This is a genomic window from Bacillus sp. J41TS8 (genome assembly GCF_018333035.1).
Lineage (GTDB): Bacteria > Bacillota > Bacilli > Bacillales > Bacillaceae > Bacillus > Bacillus paralicheniformis.
On record NZ_BORF01000005.1, the window covers coordinates 15,559 to 36,849 of the forward strand.

Here is a 21,291-nt window from a genome sequence, read left to right on the forward strand (position 1 = left end):
AGGTGAGGTGCAACTTATGAATAGTAAAAGAGTAGTCATTACCGGATTAGGAGCTTTATCACCTCTTGGTAATGACGTCAAAACGAGCTGGAACAACGCGGTTAACGGGGTATCCGGAATCGGCCCGATTACAAGGGTGAACGCGGACGAGTATCCAGCTAAAGTAGCTGCGGAACTGAAAGATTTTAAGATAGAAGATTACATGGATAAAAAAGACGCAAGGAAAATGGACCGCTTCACACAATATGCCGTTGTGTCGGCGAAAATGGCCGTGGAAGACGCGGGGCTCGACATTAACGAGAGCAACGCAGACCGGGTCGGCGTCTGGGTCGGTTCTGGGATCGGCGGCCTTGAAACGCTTGAACAGCAGTTCGAAACATTTTTAACAAAAGGACCGCGGCGCGTCAGCCCGTTCTTTGTACCGATGATGATTCCTGACATGGCGACCGGCCAGATTTCGATTTCTCTCGGTGCAAAAGGGGTCAACTCTTGTACGGTGACGGCTTGCGCGACGGGTACGAACTCAATCGGCGACGCCTTTAAAGTCATTCAGCGCGGCGATGCAGATGTCATGATCTCCGGCGGAACGGAAGCCCCGCTTACAAGAATGTCGTTTGCCGGCTTTTCCGCCAATAAAGCGCTCTCCACTAATCCGGATCCGAAAACGGCAAGCCGCCCGTTTGACAAAAACCGCGACGGCTTCGTCATGGGAGAAGGAGCGGGAATCGTCGTTCTTGAGGAGCTTGAGCACGCGTTAAACCGCGGAGCGACAATCTACGCGGAAGTGGTCGGCTACGGATCAACGGGAGACGCCTATCATATCACGGCTCCTGCGCCAAATGGGGAAGGCGGCGTCAGAGCCATGAAAGAAGCGATCAAAGATGCGGGTCTGTCTCCTGATAGCATTGATTATATCAATGCGCACGGAACAAGCACGCCGTACAATGATAAATTTGAAACGATCGCCATTAAAGAAGTGTTCGGAGAGCATGCCTACAAGCTTGCCGTCAGCTCGACAAAATCGATGACAGGGCACTTGCTCGGGGCTGCCGGAGGCATCGAAGCGATTTTCTCCGTCCTTGCCATTAAGGAAGGCATCATTCCTCCGACAATCAATATCGAAACGCCTGATGAAGATTGCGATCTGGACTATGTACCGGATCAAGCCCGCCGCCAGGACGTAAATGTTGTGCTCAGCAACTCGCTCGGTTTCGGCGGACACAACGCAACGCTGATTTTCAAAAAATATGAATAACCGCAATAAAAACGGCTGCCATTTTAGATGGTGGCCGTTTTTATTTTGTCATCCTCTTTCCGCAGACTTAAAAGTATTTGCAGTCTAAAAAGACTAAGATGTTTATAGTTTTTCATAATTTGAAAATATGGGCGTTCAGATAGGAACCAGGGGGCGATTTTTAACCAAGGTATCTTCAGTAAAAAATTTCAATTTACAGATATTGAGTTGAAAAAAACGACCATTTTATGTAATATATTTAATGTAAGTAAAAAAATAACATAGGAGTGATTTTATGGGAGTTGTTGCAAATAATTGCAGAACTTCAAAAGTTCCTGCAATGAAATCAAAGGCTGAGGCATTGGCAGTTAGGGCGCAAGAATCTCTGGTAGAAGTTTATCTGGGGGCAATTGAGTTTGATAGAGCAGGTGAATATTATTTTGCAGGTGACAAAGTGAAGGCCATTGCTGCAATTAAAGAAGGTTTTAAAAAATTAAAACACGCAAGATACCTTCTAGTTGATGTTCAACACAGAGAACTTGAAATGCATCCTCACAATACTAAAAAATTTGAAACAAAATATGAAGAGATCATGTATGATGAGAAAGAAATGAAGGAAATCTTTAGAATAAGAGTTCGTGGAATTCAAAATGTCATACAATGCATCGATCATTTAACATATATTAACGCAGAAGAAAAGGCTGTAGAAGCATTAGAAAACAATGATTTCAATTCACTGTATAATTCGGTTTCTAATTCGGCAAGAGAGTTAATTACAGCTGCTTTGCAACATAATATGAATGTCATTCAACAGTCTAAATATACACACGAGACGTCAGATGTCATTAAAACGCTTTTCCCCGAAGAAGCAAAATCAATAGCCAATTAAATTTACTTAAGAGTAACATCTTGTGGCCCAAGTCGGAAAACCTGTTTCAACGACAAGCTTTTTTTGGGTCTAACTTTTAGTGACTTTATCACCCTGTTCAAACAATCCTGAAATCACCATAAGTCATTATTTAAACGGCGGCTATCATTTTAGATGGTAGCCGCTTTTTGGTGTTTGCATAAAATACGTTTGAAAAGGAGTGATTATGGTGAGTATCGAAAAAACAAATGAATGGATGAAGAAGGCTTCATCAATGAAAGAGTTAGCCGAGCGCCTCCTGCACTATTTCAAAGGATCTTCCAAATCAGCAAGTAGATCATTGATCGAACACCTTCAAGCACATGGAATGTTTCGCTTTTGGCCGGATGCTCTGCAGACCATGGCGTCACTTGAAAAAAACGATATATTTCAAGCGGTAGAGCAGGAAGAAAGGATTTTGCAAATGAGATGGAATGGGCCGGATGTTCCGATTTTCATCCTGCCGGTCGATGAAAGAAACCGCAAAATCCGCGTCGAATTCGGCTCGAAATCAGGCCTTGCGTTCAGCGACAAATTATTTTTGTTTTTATCGGCCGATCTTCCCCGTTCATCGATTTCTGCGATCATGACACACGAATATAATCACGTTTGCCGGTTAGAAAATATGCCGAAAGAAGAAAAAAAGATGACGCTGCTTGATACAATCATTCTCGAAGGCATCGCGGAATATGCCGTTTTCGAACGGTTGGGGGAAGCCGAAACAGCTGCATGGACGTCATATTACTCCGAAAAACAGCTTCGTCATTTTCAGGATCGGTTCGTAAAGCCTCATTTCGAGCTGCGCCGACATGATAGCCGACTATTCTCCAATATTTTATTTGGAAAAGGGCATTACCCCGACATGCTCGGATATGCTGTCGGTTACAGTATTGTAAAAAAATATTTATCGGCTCGAAATTTGAAGGTTGCCGACATTTTATCCTTCCCGTCAGAAGACTTTATAAAGCTATCGCTTTAAAATACTAAAATTATGGGATTAAATTAATATTATTACAAAAAATAAAAAAACTCCTTGCTTTTGTAATGATTATGTAATAATATACAACTATAAAATTTTAAGATAATTCAGTCATATTAAGAAAATTCTAAAAAAGTAATATATTAGTTTTTCGTAATATTTAACTTCTGGTCTATGGAAGGGGAATCTGGATGAGCGCATTGCTGGAAGTCAATGACTTAAAAACTTATTTTTTCAGAAAAAAACAGCCGATACCCGCAGTGGACGGCGTCGATTTTTCAATCAAAAAAGGAGAAACCGTGGCGCTGGTCGGTGAATCGGGATCCGGTAAAAGCATCACGTCTCTGTCAATCATGGGACTCGTCGAGGGCTCGGGCGGAAAGATCATGAACGGTTCCATCAAGCTCGAAGGACGGGATCTCGTTACATACAAAGAACAAGATTTATGCAAGATCCGCGGAAATGAAATCTCGATGATTTTTCAGGAGCCGATGACCTCGCTCAATCCGGTTTTGACGATCGGCGAACAAATCACAGAGGTGCTGATCTATCATAAAAAGCTATCGAAAAAAGAAGCTGCCAAAAAAGCGGTAGAATTATTAAAGCTTGTCGGATTTTCGAGGGCAGGCGAGCTGATGAAAGAATATCCGCACCGCCTGTCGGGCGGCATGAGGCAGAGGGTGATGATCGCCATTGCCTTAAGCTGCAATCCGAAGCTGCTCATCGCGGATGAACCGACTACAGCGCTTGACGTCACCATTCAAGCGCAAGTGCTGGAACTGATGAAAGACCTATGCGACAAATTCGATACCTCCATACTTCTCATTACCCACGATCTCGGCGTTGTGTCCGAAATTGCGGACCGCGTGATCGTCATGTATTGCGGACAAGTTGTTGAAAATGCCACAGTAGATGAACTATTCGATGAACCCCTGCATCCCTACACAAAAGGACTGTTAAACTCCATCCCTGTTATTGAAGGCTCCATTGAAAAATTAACAGCCATTAAAGGAAATGTGCCGACGCCTGACAACCTTCCGGCCGGCTGCCGGTTTGCTCCGAGGTGTCCAAGTGCGGGCGACAAATGCTGGGGCGCGCAGCCGGACTTGAAGACGCGTCCGGACGGCCGGTCTGTCAGATGTTTTTTATATGAGGAGGGAGAATAAGGGATGACTTCATCAGCTGAACGATTACAGCCCGGACAGGAAATGAACCCGCAAGAATCCCTTCTGGAGCTGAAAGATGTCAAAAAGTACTTTCCGATCCGCTCAGGGATATTTCAGAAAAAAATCGGCGACGTCAAAGCGGTGGACGGCATCAGCTTTTCGCTTAAACGCGGCGAAACGCTCGGCATTGTCGGTGAATCGGGCTGCGGAAAGTCGACCGCCGGACGGACGATGATCCGCCTTTATAAACCGACGGCAGGACAGATCTTTTACAAAGGCCGCGACATTTCAAGTTTGTCGGAAGAAGCGTTGAGAAAGAGTGTCCGCAAAAACATCCAGATGGTTTTCCAAGATCCGTTTGCCTCACTGAACCCGAGAAAAACGCTGCGTTCCATCATCAAAGAACCCTTCAACACGCATCATATGTACAATTTCAAAGAGCGCAACGAAAAAGCCGAAGAGCTTTTGGCTAAGGTCGGGCTGCACCCGTCGTTTGCGAACCGCTATCCCCACGAATTTTCCGGAGGGCAGCGCCAGCGGATCGGAATCGCGCGGGCGCTGGCTTTAAATCCGGAGCTTATTATCGCCGATGAACCGGTATCCGCATTGGACGTGTCAATCCAGGCTCAAGTGATCAACCTGATGGAAGAGCTTCAGGAAGAATTCAATCTGACATATTTGTTCATTTCCCATGACTTGAGCGTCGTCCGCCATATCAGCGACAGGGTCGGCGTCATGTATCTCGGCAAAATGATGGAGCTGACAGACAAGCATGAGCTGTACGGCAACCCGCTTCATCCATACACGCAGGCGCTTCTGTCCGCCGTTCCCGTCACTAGGAAGAAAGGCGGAACAAAGCGGGAGCGAATCGTTTTAAAAGGCGAGCTGCCGAGTCCCGCCAACCCTCCGAAAGGCTGTGTCTTTCATACGAGGTGTCCGGCCGCAAAAGCGATTTGCGCGGAAGTCGAACCTGCTTTCAAGGAAGTGAAAACAAACCATTTCGTGGCATGTCACCTTTACGAATAAAGGGGAAGGCCGTCACATATTAAATCCTTGAGAGGGGGAATGTCTTCTTTAAAAAACGGGGGTCAATCGGGTGGAAAGAAGGACAACAGTTTAATAAGGGGGAATTCATAAAATGAATAAACGCAAAACAGGATTTTCAATTTTAAGCTTGCTGCTGATCTTATCGATTTTTCTAACGGCCTGCAACAGCGGCGAAGTCGGAGGGGATGAAAAAGAAGGCAAATCTGACGGGAAGCCGCAGCAGGGCGGAGATCTGATTGCTGGATCCACAGGTGAACCGACGCTGTTTAATTCACTGTATTCAACTGATACAGCAAGTTCAGATATTGAAAGACTGATCTACAACACTTTGTTAGACGTTAATGAGAAACTTGAAGTGGAAAACCAACTCGCTGATGAAGTAAAGGAATCGGAGGATGGGTTAACATTCGATGTGAAGCTAAAAGAAGGTGTCAAGTTTCACGACGGTGAAGAAATGACAGCCGACGATGTCGTTTTTACTTACAGCATTCCGATGAGTGATGAATACGTTGGAGAACGCGGCTCAAACTTTAAAATGATAGAGTCTGTCACGAAAAAAGGTAAATATGAAGTGCAGTTTAAATTAAAGAAGCAGGATCCGTATTTTTACAATGTTACACTTGCCAGTTACGGTATTCTGCCTAAGCACATTTTAAAAGATGTCCCAATCAGCAAACTCGGTGAACACGAATTCAATCGAAAGAATCCGATTGGAACAGGACCGTTTAAATTTAAAGAATGGAAAGAAGGACAATATGTAAAGGTTGAGGCTTTTGATGATTATTATGCCGGGCGTCCTCATTTAGATTCGATCACGTATAAAATTATTCCGGATTCAAATGCAGCGCTGTCACAGCTGCAAGCTGGAGATGTCGATTACTTGGTCGTTACACCAGGACCAGACTATAAAACGGCCGAGAAATTTAACAATGTGAAGATGGAAACCGATTTAGGTTTGAATTATACGTATATCGGCTGGAACGAAAGAAATGAGCTGTTTAAGGATAAAAAGGTTCGCCAAGCGCTGACACATGCGCTTGACCGCCAGGCGCTCGTTGACCAAGTTCTAGATGGAGATGGGGAAATCGCGAACATCCCGGAAAGCCCGCTTTCATGGAACTATCCGGATAACAAAGATAAGTTTAAAACGTTTGAATACGATCCAGAGAAAGCAAAAAAACTGCTCAAAGAAGCTGGATGGACAGACTCAGATGGTGATGGGATTTTAGATAAGGACGGCAAAAAGTTTTCTTTCGTTATTAAAACGAACCAAGGAAACAAAACACGTGAAGACCTCGCGGTTGTTGTTCAGCAACAATTAAAAGAAATTGGTATTCAAGCAAAACCGCAGATTGTTGAATGGAGTGCTTTAATTGAACAAATGAATCCGCCGAATTGGGATTTTGATGCGATGATCATGGGCTGGAGCCTTGCTACGTTCCCTGATCAGAGCAACATTTTCCATTCGAAAGAAGCTGAAAAAGGACTAAACTATGTTTGGTATCAAAATAAAAAGCTTGATAAATTGCTGGATGAAGCTAAAACGTTGAAGGATCGTGAAGAATATAAAAAGGCGTATGAAGATATTTACGAAATTCTGGCGGAAGATCAGCCATATACATTCTTGTATTATACGAACTACCATAGAGCGATGCCAAAAAATATGAAAGGTTACGTCTTCCATCCGAAAGAAGATTTCTATAAAGCCGAAGACTGGTGGCTGGATCAAAAATAACAGAATCCCTTGAGGGAAGTGTAGCTTGCAGCTTCCTTCCCTTCATTCTTAATGACTTTTAAAAAAGGGGATAAAAAATGATTACATATATCATTCGAAGGACGCTCATGTCGATTCCAATATTATTTGGCATTACGATTTTGTCATTTGCGATTATGAAAGCAGCGCCGGGAGATCCAATGGCATTGATGATGGATCCGACCATCAGCGCGGGAGACCGCGAAAAATTCATTGAAAAATACGGGTTGGATGAACCTGAACACGTTCAATATTTAAAGTGGCTCGGAAATATGGTTCAAGGCGACTTCGGTACTTCAATCGTTAGAAAAGGAACGCCAGTGACCGATTTGATTATGGCGAGACTGCCGAATACGTTATTGTTAATGCTCGTTTCAACCATTTTGGCTCTCCTCATATCGATCCCGCTTGGAGTGCTTTCAGCTAGGCGGCCATATTCTAAATTGGATTATGGCATCACATTCACATCATTTATCGGTCTTGCCGTCCCAAATTTTTGGCTTGGACTGATTCTAATCATGTTTCTTGCTGTCAATTTAGGATGGTTTCCAACCGGGGGCGTCATGACTCTGAATGCTGATTTTAGTTTATGGGATCGCATTCATCATTTAATTTTGCCTGCATTCGTCCTGGCGACCGCAGATATGGCGGGACTCACCCGCTACACGAGATCGAGCATGCTTGATGTGCTCAGGCAAGACTACATGCGGACGGCGAGGGCAAAGGGTTTTAAAGAAAATCGCGTCGTGTACAAGCACGGGCTTCGAAATGGTTTGCTTCCGGTTATTACGATCTTTGGTTTGATGATTCCTTCTTTCATCGGCGGAGCTGTCGTTACTGAACAGATTTTCAGTTGGCCAGGACTTGGAAAGCTGTTTGTCGACTCTGCTTTCCAGAGGGACTATCCTGTCATTATGGCAATGACAGTTATTTCAGCCACACTTGTTGTCATTGGGAATTTAGTTGCGGATATTCTTTATGCAATGGTCGATCCGCGGATTGAGTATTAATGAAGGAGGGAATTGATTCATGACACAGCCAAATCCATCGACACCTTCGCCGGAGATCACATTGCAGGAAAATGTCGCCCCAAAGCCCGAGACAATGACAAAAATCTTTTTTGAAAAGTTTTATAAAAACAAGCTGGCGGTAATTGGAGGAGTTTTATTATTTATTATTATCCTATCAGCGATTTTTGCTCCGGTGATCGCTCCATACCCGCCAGAACAGCAAAACCTTCTGAATAAGCTAAAACCGCCAAGTGGTGAACATCTAATGGGAACAGACAAGTTTGGCCGAGATATTTTCAGCCGTTTACTTTATGGGGCTCGGGTTTCTTTACTTGTAGGCTTTGCCTCTGTACTTGGATCGATTACGATAGGTACGGTGGTCGGCGCAATCGCCGGCTACTTTGGCGGAATAATCGACGCTATTATGATGAGGCTGGTGGATATTGTGTTATCCATACCCGACATCTTTCTGTTAATCACGCTGGTCACCATCTTCCAGCCGGGCATAGATAAACTGATTTTAATATTCGCCTTAACGAGATGGACGACGACGGCGCGCCTCGTCCGGAGCGAGTTTTTGTCCTTGAGGTCGAGGGAGTTCGTCTTGGCGGCGAAAACGATCGGCACAAGAAATTACAAAATTATTTTTTCTCACATCCTTCCGAATGCGATGGGGCCGATTATCGTTGCCGCGACGCTTTCCGTCGGTACCGTAATCCTTGCGGAATCGGCATTAAGCTATCTTGGATTCGGGGTTCAGCCGCCGATGGCAAGCTGGGGCAATATGCTTCAGGATGCACAGAACTTTACGATCATGATCCAGGCGTGGTGGTATCCGCTGTTCCCGGGCCTGATGATCCTGTTCACTGTGCTGTGCTTTAACTTCTTAGGCGACGGACTCCGCGATGCGCTTGATCCGAAGAATATTAAATGATCTGTGCAGCGTATTTTAGGGGCAATATATTAACAAAATGGAAGGTTCATAAATTTAGCTTTCAATGAATCTATGTGGTGGACATTGAACGAATGTTTCCTGTTAGTCGATAAAGAACACTTTCATAAATGAGGTACCAAAGGTAATCATCATTCGTAAATCTTTGGTATCTCACTTTGTTCAAACAGAAGCAGGTCTTCCAACTCCTGAAGATCTTTTGGAACTGTTAGATGAACAAATGGGTGCTGTAGCAAAAAAATAAATCGCTTTGTTAAATGAATAGAGGTTTTAACGATGTTAAGCGTATTGAAAAATAAAAACTTTTTATTTTTGATATTAGGGCGTTTGGTAACCAATATTGGGGACAGTATGTATACAGTTGCGGCAATGTGGCTTGTGTTTGATTTATCAAAAAGTACATTTTATTCCGGATTAGCTGGTTTTTTGACGATGTTCCCAACTGTTTTGCAATTTTTAACAGGTCCGATTGTTGATAAAGTCAGATTAAATAAAGTTTTGGTTTGGAGTCAACTCATCCAAGCTATTTTGGTGTTGATTATTCCGCTTTTTTATTTCATTGGATATTTGAACATTTGGATCATCATGATGATTATGCCTCTTATCGTATTCATTGAGCAATTTACTTATCCTGCGCAATCTGCCGCACTGCCTAAAATAATCAAAAGTCAAGATCTAGTTAAAGCAAACTCACTTATGTCATTTTCATATCAAGGTACAGATATTATATTTACTGGTATTGCAGGTATTGTGATTGCTTCGGCAGGAGCTATAAGCATATACTTAGTTGACTCTTTCACTTTTTTGTTAGCGGCGCTGTTTTTTAAGTGCGTAAAATTAGAACAAAAAAATGAGATAGAACATAAGCCCCGATTCCACTTCAAAAAAGTCATACACAATTATACAACGGATATAAAAGAGGGATTTACACTCATTCGTCATTCCCTCATTCCAAAAATCCTCTTGGGCTCGATGATTTCTAACTTCATGCTTAGTGCGACGATTGTGATTTTGCCAAGCTTCTCTTCGATTAGAGGAGGAGAAGAATACTATGGATATTATTTGGCTTCCATGTCATGCGGTTTACTGTTAGGTTCAATATTCGCAACAGTGTTTGGCCGATTCGCGATAGGATCACTTACGATATACGGATTTTTCATTTCAGGGGTTTTATGGAGTATTTCGGCGATCGCCACCTCTTCATACATATCGATTATTTTATTTGGTTTGTCTCAAATATCCATCGGCGTGACAAACGTCATTTTCATGTCCATTTTGCAAAGCATACTGCCGGAAGAGTTTATAGGGAGAGTTTTTTCTTTTATCGCAAGTTTGACAAGCATAGCAGCTCCTTTTGGATCTTTGCTGGGAGGGTTTACCGCGTCATTGATCGGCAGCGATAAGGTTTTCTTTATAGGAGGAATTGCCATGCTGTTTGTATCTGTTTATTGGGTGTTTCAGTCTTCTTTAAGATCAATTCCTTCATCAGAAAAAATAAACGCTAAAGAATACAGCTTTTTTACAAACGTGTTGAATAAATAATGTGTGAATTGCTTCATTCAGTCATCATGATTTTGCCCATTGTCTGGACTCCGCGATACGCTTGATCCGAAGAATATGAAATAAAAAGCTGAGGGATTGCCGCCCTTGGCTTTTTTTTAACGGCGATTGCCATAATCTCATCCGCTTGGAATAAATTCCTGCCCCCTTGCCTATACTGTGGACAACAGTTTTTATTAAAAGTGAGGGGTTAGAAATGTTGTTTCTTCATGATGTGTGGGTGAATTGGTTTGAGGGAGAAGAAAATGGCTACAACGTCTGCCACTTTCATGAATGGCGGAAGGAAGACAGTGTTGAATTGCTTGACCAGGTGCCTTTGTTAAGGGTGTCGTCCGTTTTGTTTCACTACATAGAAAATGATTTGTCAGAGCTTCCGGCCGAATTATTGAACGAGGTTCATCAAAAAGCGTATATTCGTAAAAATCATGAGCGGACACAGCTTGATCATTGTTTCGTCGTAACGGACGGCATTGGTATTCTCGCGGTCGATACGGCCGGTTACACAATACCGGTAAGAAAAAGCCGCCTCATTCCGAGACAGGAGCAGCTCGTTTATGAAATGGTGAAGGACGTTGAAGCGGAAACTTACGAGTTTGCACCAGAGAAGCTGCAATCTTCCAAAGAATACCACATTTTATCTTTATCACCGGAGCATGTCAGAGGATTAACGAGAAAAGAACGCCAGCTCAAACAGCTGCTGTTCATGGCGCTCGATCAGCTCAAAGGGCTCCAAAATCGGGCCGAGATCGCTTATTGGTACACCGAATGGAATCCGTATATGTATGAACAGATCAAGCGCATGACATTTGAAGAAATCTGGGACATGCTTTTCAATGAGACGATCGACGGATGGTCAGACAAACACAGGGACTTTTGTGAAAATTTGATTAAAGGACAGCCGTTTTTTGAAAAGCTTTGGGAAATTGAGAATGAGTCTAAAGTCAACTAAATTAAGAATCAAGACTGCCGGAAGTACGGCGGTCTTTTTATTTGTAAAAGCGAAAATTCTATATTGAAAAATAAAAAATATGAGCTGTCTTTCTGACAAAGCGGTCAATGAAGGACTGGAGACATGTGTTTTGAATCATTTATTATAGAAATATCGTGATCCGGAGGCAAGTGAATGCGGAGCTGCGGCTGTTCTCTATGAAAAACACCTTCCGATTATCGTACAATCGGAAGGTGTTTTTGGATCAGCGTCTTTTTCGGCCGAGTCCCATCGCGTTTTCCATTTTTTTTAGCATCTTGTTTGCTGTTTGATTTGCGCGTTCGGCGCCTTCGTCCAAAATCCGGTCCAGCTCTTCAGATTCGATCAATTCGTGGTAACGGTCTTGAATCGGTTTCAGCGCGCCGATGACGACTTCGGCAAGGTCTGATTTAAATTCGCCGTAGCCTTTGCCTTCGTATTTTGCTTCAAGCTCTTCGATTGAGGCTTGTCCGAGAATCGAATAGATCGTCAGAAGGTTGGATACACCGGGTTTGTTTTCTTTATCATATTTGACGATTCCGTCGGAATCCGTGACAGCGCTTTTGATTTTTTTCTCAAGCTGTTTTGGTTCGTCGAGCAGGGTGATGAACGCTTTTTGGTTCGGATCTGATTTGCTCATCTTTTTGAGCGGGTCGGCAAGTGACATAATGCGGGCGCCGACCTTCGGTATTTTAACCTCCGGAACCGTAAAAATGTCATTATATTTCTTATTGAAACGCTCCGCCAAGTTCCGGGTTAATTCAAGATGCTGCTTCTGATCTTCTCCGACAGGGACGACGTCTGTTCCATAAAGCAGAATGTCCGCAGCCATTAATGGAGGATATGTCAAAAGCCCGGAGACGACAGCTTCTTTTCCGGCTGATTTATCTTTGTACTGCGTCATGCGCTCAAGCTCGCCGATGTAGGCGACACACTGAAGCATCCATCCCGCCTGGGCGTGTGCAGGCACTTCCGATTGGATAAACAGCGTCGCTTTTTTCGGATCGAGGCCGATCGCCAAATACAGCGCGGCAAGGTTCCGGATGTTCTTTCTCAGCGCGAGCCGGTCCTGCGGTACTGTGATCGCGTGCTGATCGACGATGCAGAAGTAACAGTTGTAGTCATCCTGCAAGTCGACAAACTGCTTCATCGCTCCGATATAGTTGCCGAGGGTGACAGAGCCGCTCGGCTGGATACCGGAAAAAATCGTTTTTTTCATGTGAATCCCTCTTTCCATTTCAAAATAAAAAGGCCCATTCTTCCCTTAAAAGAAAAGGGACGAATGAACCGTGGTGCCACCCTGATTATTTCATTATGGTCAAAATGAAATCGCTTTAGACGTTTGTAACGGAGTCTTCTCCGGCTGAGCCTACTTATCCGTGTTCGGTCAGCTGCTCCGAAGCCCATTCCACATTCGCCATTATCCGCTCCCAGCACCGCGGACTCTCTTTAAATGGGAAGAAATGTGTACTCTTCTTCTTCATCGCATGTTATTCATAATTTTATTATATATAAATTTTAAATGAAAGTCGACAGCCTTGGGGAAAAGAAAACGAATACCGGGGTGAATAAAGTTGGCGCGGCGGCATCTGGTTCGATATAAAGAATGGTTAATGTTATACGTGTAAAACGTTTTAACCTGTAAAACATAAACTTTCCTTTTAATGTGGTTACGCTTTAAAACAGAGAAGTGTATTTGTACATTTGGCAGAAAACCTGACAATCATAAATAGTTTGAATAAAAAAATAATTGAAAATTAATATTGCAATAAATTATTCTATTAATTATAATGAATTTGTTCACCTCGGTGTTACAGGTTTCTTACATAACAAATATTCAGAAAAGACGAAACAGAGGAAAAAGTATGGCAAGTGGGCCTATTACTTTTTTATGATAAATCTGAATGTTCAGGAGTAAGGAACTAAAAAAACAAGAAATTGGGGGGGTTTCTCTTTGAAGAAGCGTTTGTCATTTATCAGTTTAATGCTCATTTTCACACTCGTCCTCAGCGCCTGCGGCTTCGGCTCAAGCTCCGGTGACGGCGGTAAAAAAGACAGCAAAGGGAAAGACACATTAAATGTCAACATTAAAACAGAACCGTTTTCACTACATCCGGGACTCGCAAACGATTCGGTGTCTGCAAACGTGCTTCGTCAGACTTTTGAAGGATTGACGACAATCGGTAAAGATGGAAAGCCGGTTGAAGCGGTAGCCGAAAAAATCGAAGTCAGCGACGACCAAAAAACATACACATTCACGCTCCGCGACGCGAAATGGTCAAATGGAGATCCTGTAACAGCAGAGGATTTTGAATACGCATGGAAATGGGCGCTCGACCCTAAAAACGAATCGCAATATGCGTATCAGCTTTACTACTTAAAAGGCGGAGAAGCAGCGAACACCGGCAAAGGGAAAATTGAAGATGTCGGCGTTAAAGCTGTTAATGATAAGACTTTGAAAGTCGAGCTTGAAAAACCGACACCGTATTTTACTGAACTGACAGCATTCTACACATATATGCCAGTCAATAAAAAGGTAGCAGAGAAGAATGCGAAATGGTACACAAACGCAGATGAGAACTACGTATCTAACGGACCTTTCAAAATGGCGAAATGGAAGCACAGCGGAAACATCGTACTGGAGAAAAACGACCAGTACTGGGATAAAGACGCTGTTAAGCTGAAGAAAATCAATATGGCGATGGTCAACGATCCGAACACTGGTCTGAACATGTACAAAAAAGGCGAGCTAGACTTTGTAGGACAGCCGCTTGACCAGATTTCAACGGATGCGATTCCAAGCCTGAAAAAAGAAGGCCTGAACATTGATCCGTTCGCAGCGGTTTATCTGTACAAATTCAACACTGAAGCAGCACCGCTGAACAATGTCAACATCCGTAAAGCCCTGACATACGCGATCAACCGCGAAGCGATCGTCAAAAATATCACGCAAGCGGAACAGCTGCCTGCGATGGGATTAGTGCCGCCGGCAGTCCACGGCTTTGAGTCCAACAAAGGCTATTTTAAAGACCATGATGTTGATAAAGCGAAAGAATACTTGGAAAAAGGCTTGAAAGAGCTCGGTTTGAAAAAAGCGTCAGACCTTCCGAAAATCACGCTTTCCTTCAACACGGATGAAGCGCACCAAAAAATCGCTCAAGCCGTTCAGGAAATGTGGAACAAGGATCTGGGCGTAGATGTGGAATTAGGCAATGAAGAATGGAACGTATACATCGATAAGCTCCATTCCGGAAACTATCAAATCGGCCGTTTAGGCTGGACTGCTGACTTTAACGACGGGATGAACTTCCTTGAAACATACCGCGACAAAGAAGGCGGAAACAATGATACGAACTGGGAAAACGCGAAGTATAAAGAGCTGTTGAAAAAATCATCAACAGAAACTGATTCAGCGAAACGCATTGAGCTGATGAAAGAAGCGGAAAGCATCATCATGGATGAGCTGCCGGTCGCGCCGATCTACTTCTACACAATGCCGTATCTTCATGATGAAAGCTTAAAAGACTTTGTTCTGACAGGTACCGGTGAGATCTATTTCAAAACCGCGCATTTTGAATAAAATTGCATGAAAGTATATGGGGCTTAGACTTTCCCCCCATATACTTTTATTTATGAAAAGAAGTTAATAGACTGAATATTCGGAGGTGTGTAAAATTGATTAAATTTTTAGGCCGTCGTCTTGTTTATATGTTAATTTCTCTCTGGGTTATCGTCACAGCTACCTTCTTCCTGATGAGAGCGATACCGGGCGGACCCTTTTCAGGCGAGAGGAAACTTCCCCCTGCAATTGAAGCCAGTCTCAATTCCTACTATGGTTTAGACCAGCCTCTTTTTAAACAATATCTCGATTATTTAGTATCGGTAGCAAAGTGGGATTTCGGGCCGTCATTTAAATATAAGGGACAAACTGTGAACGACTTGATCAGCTCAGGTTTTCCGATTTCTTTTACACTTGGATTGGAAGCGATTTGCCTTGCGCTCGCTTTCGGCGTATTGTTCGGCGTGATCGCCGCGCTGAAGCGAAACAAGTGGCAGGACTACACAGCGATGATCATTGCGGTTGTCGGGATCTCTGTTCCGAACTTCATCATGGCTGCACTTCTTCAATACGTGCTGGCAATGAAGCTGGGCATGTTCCCTGTCGCACAATGGGAGTCATGGGGACATACTGTGCTTCCTGCCATCGCAGTCGCCTCGATGCCGATGGCGTTTATTGCCCGTTTGACGCGTTCAAGCATGCTTGAAGTGCTGAGCAGCGACTATATCCGCACGGCACGTGCAAAAGGTTTGAGCACACCGGCCGTTACGTTTAAGCATGCGATACGAAATGCCATCATGCCGGTTGTTACATATATGGGGCCAATGGCGGCGTCCATTTTGACAGGAACGTTTGTCGTCGAAAAAGTATTCGGTATACCGGGACTCGGCATGCACTTTGTCACCAGCATTACGAACCGAGACTACACGGTGATCATGGGTGTTACCGTCTTCTTCGGGGCAATCTTGCTGCTTTGCGTCTTGATTGTCGATCTTTTATACGGCTTAATTGATCCGCGCATTAAACTGTTTGGCGCTAAGAAAGGGGAGTAATAGGATGCAGCAAATACCAAAAGACATGTTTGAACCTGCAGCTGTTGACCATAGCGAAGCCGAAAAGATCTCAAAGAAAAACCTTTCATTTTGGACAGACGTATTCTTGAGATTTAAAGAAAACAAGCTGGCGCTGTTTGGACTGGTGGTTCTGATCCTGATCGCTCTGATGGCTATCTTCGCGCCGGTATTCTCAAGCTTTCAATATGAAGAAACGGATTTAACGAATGTGAACCAGCCGCCGAGCGGCGAGCACTGGTTTGGGACAGATGACCTTGGAAGGGACGTATTCGTTCGTACATGGGTCGGCGCACGCATCTCGCTGACAATCGGACTGGCTGCCGCGCTGATCGACGTTTTGATCGGTGTGATATGGGGTGCGGTATCAGGCATCAGAGGCGGACGTACTGACGAAATTATGATGAGAATTGCAGATGTTTTATGGGCGATTCCTTCCTTATTAATGACGATCCTGCTGCTCGTAGTGATGGGAAAAGGCTTGATCACGATGATCGTCGCGATGGTTATTACGGGATGGATCAACATGGCGAGAATCGTCCGTGGACAAGTACTCCAGCTCAAAAATCAGGAGTTTGTGCTCGCCTCAAGAACTTTGGGAGCGAAAAACTCGCGCATCATCAGAAAGCACTTGCTGCCCAACATCATGAGCCCGATCTTGGTCACCATGACATTAACCGTGCCTACGGCTATTTTCTATGAAGCGTTTTTAAGCTACCTCGGCCTCGGGGTTCCACAGCCGCTTGCAAGCTGGGGAACGATGGCTACAGACGGTGTGCAGGGACTGGAATATTACCCATGGCGCCTGTTCTTCCCGGCTACTTTTATCTGTCTGACCATGTTTGCATTCAACGTTATCGGCGACGGACTGCGCGACGCTTTAGATCCGAAGCTGCGTAAATAAAGGAGTGAGAAAGATGAAACACTTACTTGAAGTGAAAGATTTAGCCATTTCTTTTAAAACATACGCCGGAGAAGTACAGGCGATCCGCGGCGTCAACTTTCATGTTGACAAAGGAGAGACGCTTGCGATCGTCGGAGAATCCGGATCAGGCAAAAGCGTCACTTCGCAGGCGATTATGAAACTGATTCCGATGCCGCCGGGCTATTTTAAAAACGGACAAATTTTATTTGACGGACAAGATCTGGTTCCGAAAACGGAAAAACAAATGCAGTCAATCAGGGGAAAAGAGATCGGCATGATCTTTCAGGATCCGATGACTTCTTTGAACCCGACGATGAAAGTCGGCCGTCAAATCACAGAAGTGCTGTTTAAGCATGAAAAGATCTCAAAAGAAGAGGCCAATAAGCGGGCGGTAGAGCTTCTCAGCCTGGTCGGAATTCCGATGCCTGAACGCCGCGTCAACCAGTATCCGCACGAATTCAGCGGCGGGATGCGGCAGCGCGTCGTCATCGCGATGGCGCTTGCGGCCAATCCAAAGCTTTTAATCGCGGACGAACCGACGACAGCTCTTGATGTGACGATTCAGGCGCAGATTTTAGAGCTGATGAAAGAATTGCAGAAAAAGATCGAGACATCCATCATTTTTATTACGCACGATCTCGGCGTTGTCGCGAATGTCGCAGACAGAGTCGCCGTCATGTACGCGGGACAAATTGTGGAGATCGGTACGGTCGACGAGATTTTCTACAACCCGAAGCATCCGTATACATGGGGGCTGTTGGCATCAATGCCGAGCCTTGACAACGACGGTGATGAAGAATTAATGGCGATACCGGGGTCTCCGCCTGATTTGACCAATCCGCCGAAGGGCGATGCTTTTGCATTAAGAAGCCCTTACGCAATGAAAATCGATTTTGAACAAGAACCGCCGATGTTTAAAATATCTGATACACACTATGTGAAGTCATGGCTTTTGCACCCGGACGCTCCAAAAGTTGAGCCGCCGGCGGCTGTCAAAAGCAAGATGAAGGAGTTTAAAAATCAGTATGAAAAACCGGTTGAAGTGAAAGAAGGTGAATGATGTGGCAGAAAAACTGCTCGAAATCAAGAATTTAAAACAGCACTTTTCAACGCCGAAAGGGATTGTGAAAGCTGTTGACGGAATCTCTTTTGACATTTACAAAGGAGAAACGCTCGGTCTTGTCGGTGAATCCGGCTGCGGAAAGTCGACGACCGGCCGTTCGATCATTCGTTTGTATCAAGCGACTTCCGGAGAAGTCTTGTTTAAGGGAAAGAATGTCCACGACAAAAAGTCTGCCAAGGACCTTCTTGAATTCAACCGGAAGATGCAGATGATTTTTCAGGACCCATATGCTTCCTTGAACCCGCGGATGACGGTTGCCGACATCATCGCAGAAGGAATTGACATCCACGGTTTGGCCAAAACGAAAAAAGAGCGGCTTGAGCGCGTTCATGAACTCCTCAAACTCGTCGGCTTAAATAAAGAGCACGCGAACCGCTATCCGCACGAATTTTCCGGCGGACAGCGCCAGCGGATCGGAATCGCAAGGGCGCTTGCGGTCGAGCCGGAATTCATCATTGCCGATGAACCGATCTCCGCTCTGGACGTGTCCATTCAGGCGCAAGTCGTCAATTTAATGAAGGATTTGCAAAAGGAAAGAGGGCTTACATACCTTTTCATCGCTCACGATCTGTCGATGGTCAAATATATCAGCGACAGGATCGGCGTCATGTATTTTGGGAAGCTTGTTGAATTGGCGCCGGCGGATGAACTGTATGAAAATCCGCTTCATCCGTATACACAATCATTGCTTTCCGCCATTCCGCTCCCTGATCCGGATTATGAGCGCACGCGCGTGCGGAAGACGTATGATCCAAGCGTCCACCAGCTGAAAGGCGACGAACAGATGGAGCTTCGCGAAGTAAAGCCCGGCCATTTCGTCATGTGTACAGAGGAAGAATTTAAAGCCTATCAATCCAAATAAACGAAGCAGGAAGACAGCCGTCACAAGGCTGTCTTTTTTTTATGCCGAACAACCGCCGGCAATTTTTCGAGAAAAAATTTGAAACCTTCGCGGGAGACAACCGTCTTAGTATATGTAGGTAACATGCTCAGCTTCACTGAAGCTCCTTTCTAAAAAGATTTTGTTTAAACTAAAAAGAAAGCGGGTATATCTAAAGTGTGAAATTAGAACATCCATAAGGAGCAAATCAATGAACTGGTATGAGAAGCTTAGCGAGTATTTCCCAATTGAAGAAATGAAATCAAAAGAGCACATGGAAGCATTGTTAAAGGAACAAAACGATATTTACCATAAAGAAGAAGGCCGTCATCATGTGTTGATGTACGCCGAATTCGACTCTTTTATTTTCATCGACTATTTATTCGTTTCTAAAGACGCGCGAGGACAGGGGCTTGGTTCCAAGCTGATTGAGAAGCTGAAAAAGAAAAACAAACCGATCCTCCTCGAAGTCGAGCCCGTGGATGAAGATGATGCCGATACGGCGAAACGTCTTAAATTTTATCAAAAGGAAAACTTTAAACACGCTGAGTCGATTGGTTACCGTCGCCGGTCACTCGCAACCGGCAAAGTGAACAAAATGGAGATTTTGTATTGGTCTCCAAAATCAAACACAGAGAAAGAAGTATTTGACGCGATGAAAGAAACGTACGAAAAAATCCATACATACAAAGATGAGAAGTGGTATGGAGAATCTTATGAAGATGTGGATGACGTCCTTACGATTGTTGACGATCATAAACAAAAAAACATTTTCGATGAATTGAGCTAAATGAGAATAACAGATGGCATAAAAAAGCAAAAGTCGCTGGATTGTCAAAAAATTTCTGTTACAGACTGTTCACACTTACTTTTTTATAGTATAATACTCAATAAAGATTACTTTTTTAGATTTATTTCAATTTAAGAATACGCTAATTTCATTCTACTTTTTAAGGAGTGAAGCAATATGGTTACATTATATACATCCCCAAGCTGCACGTCTTGCAGAAAGGCGCGCGCATGGTTAGAAGAACATGATATTCCGTATACGGAAAGAAATATTTTTTCAGAGCCTTTATCAATTGATGAAATAAAAGAGATTTTACGAATGACGGAGGACGGAACAGACGAAATTATTTCAACCCGTTCCAAAGTGTTCCAAAAACTGAACGTCAACCTTGAAACAATGCCGCTTCAAGAGCTGTACCAGCTCATCAATGAACATCCGGGCCTTTTGCGCCGTCCGATCATCATTGACGAAAAGCGCCTGCAGGTTGGATACAACGAAGACGAAATCCGCCGCTTCCTGCCGCGCAAAGTGCGCACATTCCAGCTTCGTGAAGCGCAGCGTCTCGCAAACTAAAAGAAGGCTGAATTTTTCAGCCTTCTTTTTTTAATGCTTTTCACTCGTCTGTTCATAATAAATACTGGCTAGAATCACAAAAATCACCGTCAGGACGGGCAGCAGCATTTCGAGGGTGCTATGCTGCGCCATAAAGGAAGACAACTCCTGCTCCCTGACGATCATTTCGCCGCCGGTATAAGCGAGCAGTCCGCTTCCCGCGTATATGAAGAGCGGAAACTTTGCAAGGGCCGCTTGAATCAGCCTGCTGCCCCAAATGATGACCGGGACGGAGACCATCAAGCCGACAACGACTAGCATCAGGCGTCCGTGAGAAGCTCCAGCGACCGCAATCACATTATCGAGCGACATGAACAAATCGGCAATCACGATGATACGGATCGCCTTAAATAAAGATGTCCCGCCTTTGACATGCTGGGCATCTTTTTTCTCAATCAAAAGCTGATATCCTAAGTACAACAGGAAGATTCCTCCGATAAATTGCAGATAAGGAACCGCGAGCAGGTACACTGCTGCCATTGTTAGCGCGATTCTCATCATGATGGCGATCAATGTGCCGATGATGATCGCTTTTTGTCTTTGCCGTGGAGGCAAATGACGGCTTGCCATTGCAATCACAACAGCGTTGTCGCCGCCAAGTATGAGATCGATTCCGATGATCACAAGGAACGACATCAGTACATCGTGTTCCATCAACTGGCACCTCGCTTTGCCTTTGCATCGGGACTTGCCTAAAAGGCACCCGCTTCTACAGCTGCTGCTTGTACAACTAATATATGAAGCAGGCCGGAAAATA

Annotated in this window: 19 protein-coding genes and 1 other annotated feature; of the genes, 17 read left to right on the forward strand and 2 right to left on the reverse strand. The window is 44.3% G+C overall.

What is annotated here, in order from left to right; translation table 11 throughout:
- Positions 1 to 16: 16 nt before the first annotated feature.
- The 10 genes from fabF to KI350_RS08710 all read left to right on the forward strand — a co-directional run bounded on the left by fabF (position 17) and on the right by KI350_RS08710 (position 11,557).
- A complete protein-coding gene (gene fabF / locus KI350_RS08665) occupies positions 17 to 1,255 on the forward strand; it encodes a beta-ketoacyl-ACP synthase II (RefSeq protein ID WP_003180590.1) in 1,239 nt (412 codons plus the stop codon).
- A 274-nt stretch (positions 1,256 to 1,529) separates the two neighbouring features.
- Positions 1,530 to 2,123: a hypothetical protein gene (locus KI350_RS22985; protein ID WP_223254838.1), complete on the forward strand. Its 594-nt coding sequence runs from the start codon at positions 1,530 to 1,532 to the stop codon at positions 2,121 to 2,123.
- Between the two features lie 208 nt (positions 2,124 to 2,331).
- Complete coding sequence (locus KI350_RS08675; protein ID WP_025808298.1) at positions 2,332 to 3,120, forward strand: DUF2268 domain-containing putative Zn-dependent protease; 789 nt, start codon at positions 2,332 to 2,334, stop codon at positions 3,118 to 3,120.
- Between the two features lie 191 nt (positions 3,121 to 3,311).
- Positions 3,312 to 4,286 (forward strand): ABC transporter ATP-binding protein, encoded by a 975-nt coding sequence (locus KI350_RS08680; RefSeq protein ID WP_003180594.1) that lies wholly within the window; start codon positions 3,312 to 3,314, stop codon positions 4,284 to 4,286.
- 42 nt (positions 4,287 to 4,328) lie between these two features.
- Positions 4,329 to 5,312, forward strand: a complete 984-nt coding sequence (locus KI350_RS08685; protein ID WP_029326546.1) for an ABC transporter ATP-binding protein — start codon at positions 4,329 to 4,331, stop codon at positions 5,310 to 5,312.
- A gap of 112 nt (positions 5,313 to 5,424) precedes the next feature.
- Positions 5,425 to 7,068, forward strand: coding sequence for a peptide-binding protein (locus KI350_RS08690; protein ID WP_106070968.1), 1,644 nt, complete (start codon positions 5,425 to 5,427; stop codon positions 7,066 to 7,068).
- 77 nt (positions 7,069 to 7,145) lie between these two features.
- Entirely contained in the window at positions 7,146 to 8,096 is a 951-nt protein-coding gene (locus KI350_RS08695) for an ABC transporter permease (RefSeq protein WP_011197765.1), read from the forward strand.
- A gap of 19 nt (positions 8,097 to 8,115) precedes the next feature.
- A complete protein-coding gene (gene opp4C, locus KI350_RS08700) occupies positions 8,116 to 9,030 on the forward strand; it encodes an oligopeptide ABC transporter permease (protein WP_043054288.1) in 915 nt (304 codons plus the stop codon).
- Positions 9,031 to 9,324: 294 nt separating this feature from the next.
- Complete coding sequence (locus tag KI350_RS08705) at positions 9,325 to 10,590, forward strand: MFS transporter (RefSeq protein ID WP_011197766.1); 1,266 nt, start codon at positions 9,325 to 9,327, stop codon at positions 10,588 to 10,590.
- A gap of 214 nt (positions 10,591 to 10,804) precedes the next feature.
- Complete coding sequence (locus KI350_RS08710; protein WP_003180605.1) at positions 10,805 to 11,557, forward strand: YjbA family protein; 753 nt, start codon at positions 10,805 to 10,807, stop codon at positions 11,555 to 11,557.
- A gap of 244 nt (positions 11,558 to 11,801) precedes the next feature.
- Here the strand turns inward: KI350_RS08710 and trpS are convergent, their stop codons facing one another.
- On the reverse strand, positions 11,802 to 12,794 hold the full coding sequence (gene trpS / locus KI350_RS08715; protein ID WP_011197767.1) for a tryptophan--tRNA ligase: 993 nt from the start codon (positions 12,792 to 12,794) through the stop codon (positions 11,802 to 11,804).
- Between the two features lie 52 nt (positions 12,795 to 12,846).
- Positions 12,847 to 13,068 (reverse strand) — a binding site (T-box leader).
- Between the two features lie 461 nt (positions 13,069 to 13,529).
- Here trpS and KI350_RS08720 point away from each other — a divergent pair.
- The 7 genes from KI350_RS08720 (at position 13,530) to spxA (ending at position 20,495) form a co-directional block, all read left to right on the forward strand.
- Positions 13,530 to 15,155: a peptide ABC transporter substrate-binding protein gene (locus tag KI350_RS08720; RefSeq protein WP_106070970.1), complete on the forward strand. Its 1,626-nt coding sequence runs from the start codon at positions 13,530 to 13,532 to the stop codon at positions 15,153 to 15,155.
- Positions 15,156 to 15,250: 95 nt separating this feature from the next.
- Positions 15,251 to 16,186 (forward strand): ABC transporter permease, encoded by a 936-nt coding sequence (locus KI350_RS08725; RefSeq protein ID WP_020450932.1) that lies wholly within the window; start codon positions 15,251 to 15,253, stop codon positions 16,184 to 16,186.
- A 4-nt stretch (positions 16,187 to 16,190) separates the two neighbouring features.
- Positions 16,191 to 17,108, forward strand: a complete 918-nt coding sequence (locus KI350_RS08730; RefSeq protein ID WP_106070971.1) for an ABC transporter permease — start codon at positions 16,191 to 16,193, stop codon at positions 17,106 to 17,108.
- 13 nt (positions 17,109 to 17,121) lie between these two features.
- Positions 17,122 to 18,189 (forward strand): ABC transporter ATP-binding protein, encoded by a 1,068-nt coding sequence (locus KI350_RS08735; protein WP_020450934.1) that lies wholly within the window; start codon positions 17,122 to 17,124, stop codon positions 18,187 to 18,189.
- Between the two features lies 1 nt (position 18,190).
- The gene (locus KI350_RS08740) at positions 18,191 to 19,114 is read left to right on the forward strand and encodes an ABC transporter ATP-binding protein (protein ID WP_026579902.1); all 924 of its coding nucleotides are present in this window, start codon (positions 18,191 to 18,193) and stop codon (positions 19,112 to 19,114) included.
- A 229-nt stretch (positions 19,115 to 19,343) separates the two neighbouring features.
- On the forward strand, positions 19,344 to 19,922 hold the full coding sequence (locus KI350_RS08745; RefSeq protein WP_003180619.1) for a GNAT family N-acetyltransferase: 579 nt from the start codon (positions 19,344 to 19,346) through the stop codon (positions 19,920 to 19,922).
- A 177-nt stretch (positions 19,923 to 20,099) separates the two neighbouring features.
- Complete coding sequence (gene spxA / locus KI350_RS08750) at positions 20,100 to 20,495, forward strand: transcriptional regulator SpxA (RefSeq protein ID WP_003180621.1); 396 nt, start codon at positions 20,100 to 20,102, stop codon at positions 20,493 to 20,495.
- A gap of 30 nt (positions 20,496 to 20,525) precedes the next feature.
- Here spxA and KI350_RS08755 read toward each other — a convergent pair whose 3' ends face one another.
- Positions 20,526 to 21,188: a TerC family protein gene (locus tag KI350_RS08755; protein WP_020450936.1), complete on the reverse strand. Its 663-nt coding sequence runs from the start codon at positions 21,186 to 21,188 to the stop codon at positions 20,526 to 20,528.
- Between the last annotated feature and the right edge of the window lie 103 nt (positions 21,189 to 21,291).

Excerpts from the sequence above, each read along its gene's own strand:
- fabF (WP_003180590.1), top strand. The coding sequence starts at position 17 with ATGAATAGTAAAAGAGTAGTCATTACCGGATTAGGAGCTTTATCACCT.
- KI350_RS22985 (WP_223254838.1), top strand. The coding sequence starts at position 1,530 with ATGGGAGTTGTTGCAAATAATTGCAGAACTTCAAAAGTTCCTGCAATG.
- KI350_RS08680 (WP_003180594.1), top strand. The coding sequence starts at position 3,312 with ATGAGCGCATTGCTGGAAGTCAATGACTTAAAAACTTATTTTTTCAGA.
- KI350_RS08685 (WP_029326546.1), top strand. The coding sequence starts at position 4,329 with ATGAACCCGCAAGAATCCCTTCTGGAGCTGAAAGATGTCAAAAAGTAC.
- KI350_RS08690 (WP_106070968.1), top strand. The coding sequence starts at position 5,425 with ATGAATAAACGCAAAACAGGATTTTCAATTTTAAGCTTGCTGCTGATC.
- KI350_RS08695 (WP_011197765.1), top strand. The coding sequence starts at position 7,146 with ATGATTACATATATCATTCGAAGGACGCTCATGTCGATTCCAATATTA.
- opp4C (WP_043054288.1), top strand. The coding sequence starts at position 8,116 with ATGACACAGCCAAATCCATCGACACCTTCGCCGGAGATCACATTGCAG.
- KI350_RS08705 (WP_011197766.1), top strand. The coding sequence starts at position 9,325 with ATGTTAAGCGTATTGAAAAATAAAAACTTTTTATTTTTGATATTAGGG.
- KI350_RS08710 (WP_003180605.1), top strand. The coding sequence starts at position 10,805 with ATGTTGTTTCTTCATGATGTGTGGGTGAATTGGTTTGAGGGAGAAGAA.
- trpS (WP_011197767.1), bottom strand. The coding sequence starts at position 12,794 with ATGAAAAAAACGATTTTTTCCGGTATCCAGCCGAGCGGCTCTGTCACC.
- KI350_RS08730 (WP_106070971.1), top strand. The coding sequence starts at position 16,191 with ATGCAGCAAATACCAAAAGACATGTTTGAACCTGCAGCTGTTGACCAT.
- KI350_RS08735 (WP_020450934.1), top strand. The coding sequence starts at position 17,122 with ATGAAACACTTACTTGAAGTGAAAGATTTAGCCATTTCTTTTAAAACA.
- KI350_RS08745 (WP_003180619.1), top strand. The coding sequence starts at position 19,344 with ATGAACTGGTATGAGAAGCTTAGCGAGTATTTCCCAATTGAAGAAATG.
- spxA (WP_003180621.1), top strand. The coding sequence starts at position 20,100 with ATGGTTACATTATATACATCCCCAAGCTGCACGTCTTGCAGAAAGGCG.
- KI350_RS08755 (WP_020450936.1), bottom strand. The coding sequence starts at position 21,188 with ATGGAACACGATGTACTGATGTCGTTCCTTGTGATCATCGGAATCGAT.